The following is a 1,745-nucleotide window of genomic DNA, read 5'->3' as shown; positions in this document are numbered from 1 at the left end:
GGGGTCGGCGGCGGCGGGGACGGCCGCCGCGAGGGTGAGGGTGAGGGCGCCCGTGAGGACGCCGACGGTTGACGTGGTGATCGTGCGTGCTCCGCGCACGTGTCGCCTCCGCTCTTCGCCCGAGCCGTGGGGGTGCTCGGGTGGCTGTCGTCGGAACCGTCACCGTACGAAGCGAGCGGTGCGGGGCAACACTGACAAAAGTTGTGTAAGTCACGGGTTGGCCGGATGTGGACAGCCCGAATTATGAGTGAACGTCACTCAATGCGTCGTTTGTGGAACTGATCGTGTCGCGCTCCAGACGCCGTTTGGTCACGGGGGTGGCGCGCGACACATCCCGCCGATTACGGTGAGCTTTTATTAGGAAACTTTCCTAATAAATAAATGAGCCCTCCACGCACGACCCGACCCCCGCTCGAAGGAGCACCGTGACCACCGACATCGCGGCCTCCCCACCACCGTCGCCACCCGTGGGGCGCGTCCCCGCCCGGAAGGACGCCCGCCCCCTCTGGCTCCGGATCTGGCGCCACTACGCCGTCGTCAAGGTCCGCAAGGCCCTGACCGTCGTGTTCGTGGTCGCCAACGTGACCTTCTTCCTCGGCCGCGCCATGCCCGGCGACCCCGTCGACGTCATGGCCGGGCGGCTCACCCAGGGCGGGATGAGCATGGAGGAGGCCCGGGCGATCGCCACGTACTCTCTGGCCTACGACGTGGACGCGCCCCTGTACGAGCAGTGGTGGGACTTCCTCGTCGGTCTGGTCACCTTCGATCTGGGCGACACCATCAACCGGCCGGGCGTCACCGTGATGGAGGCCATCAGCGCCTACCTGCCCTGGACGCTGTTCAGCATCGGCACCGGAACCCTCATCGCCATCGTCCTCGGCCTCGTCCTGGGCATGGTCATGGCCTACTGGCGCAACCGGTTCCTGGACCACGTGCTCAGCGTCGTCGCCTCCGTGCTCGGCGCCGTCCCCAACTACCTCATCGCCATGGTGCTCGTGGCCGGAGCGGGGATGTACCTGGGCTGGTTCAACCCGATCGCCCTGCGCGGGACACTCAGCCCCGGGATCGAACCCGGCTTCACGGCGGAGTTCGTCGGTGACGCGTTCCTCCACGCGCTCCTGCCGATCATCACCTACGTCCTGGCGATCATCGGCGTCTGGATGCTCATCATGAAGGCCTCCACCACGGAGGTCCTGAGCGAGGACTACGTGACCGTGGCCCGCGCCCGCGGGCTGCGGGACACCCGCATCGCCTCCGCCTACGTCGGGCGCAACGCCATCCTGCCGTTGGTGGCCCAGATCGCGATCTCCTTCGGCGTCCTCGTCGGCGGCGCGATCTTCGTCGAGGAGGTCCTGGTCTACAAGGGCGTGGGCGGCCTCCTCCTGGACGCCGTCAACTACCGCGACTACCCGCTCCTCCAGGGCCTGCTGGTCATCATCACCTCGTGCGTGGTCCTCGCCAACCTCATCGCGGACCTGCTCTACAGCCGTCTCGACCCGCGCATCCGCGACTAGGGCCGCCGCCATGCACCGATCCACGCGCGACACGCACACCACACGCCCCGGAGGGCCACGACCATGACCACCGCCACCACGTCGACCCCCGCAGCCGGTGTCTGGGGGAGCATCTGGCGGGGGCTGACCCACAGCACGAGCGGATTCGTCGGGCTCTGCCTCGTCGTCGGCGTCCTGCTGTTCTCCTTCGTCGGGCCACTGGTCGTCGACACGGACAACCCCACGGACGTC

General features: G+C 67.8%; 1 protein-coding gene and 1 pseudogene. Both read left to right on the top strand.

Features of this window, described 5'->3' with window-relative positions:
* The first annotated feature begins 425 nt into the window (after nt 1-425).
* Nucleotides 426-1,514 (top strand): ABC transporter permease, encoded by a 1,089-nt coding sequence (locus D471_RS0117125; protein ID WP_017599757.1) that lies wholly within the window; start codon nt 426-428, stop codon nt 1,512-1,514.
* Nucleotides 1,515-1,577: 63 nt separating this feature from the next.
* Nucleotides 1,578-1,745, top strand: a pseudogene (locus D471_RS42505) (ABC transporter permease); the annotation flags it as partial.

The organism is Nocardiopsis lucentensis DSM 44048 (assembly GCF_000341125.1).
GTDB classification, from domain to species: Bacteria; Actinomycetota; Actinomycetes; order Streptosporangiales; family Streptosporangiaceae; genus Nocardiopsis; species Nocardiopsis lucentensis.
This window is presented reverse-complemented; position numbering and strand designations above follow the sequence as displayed.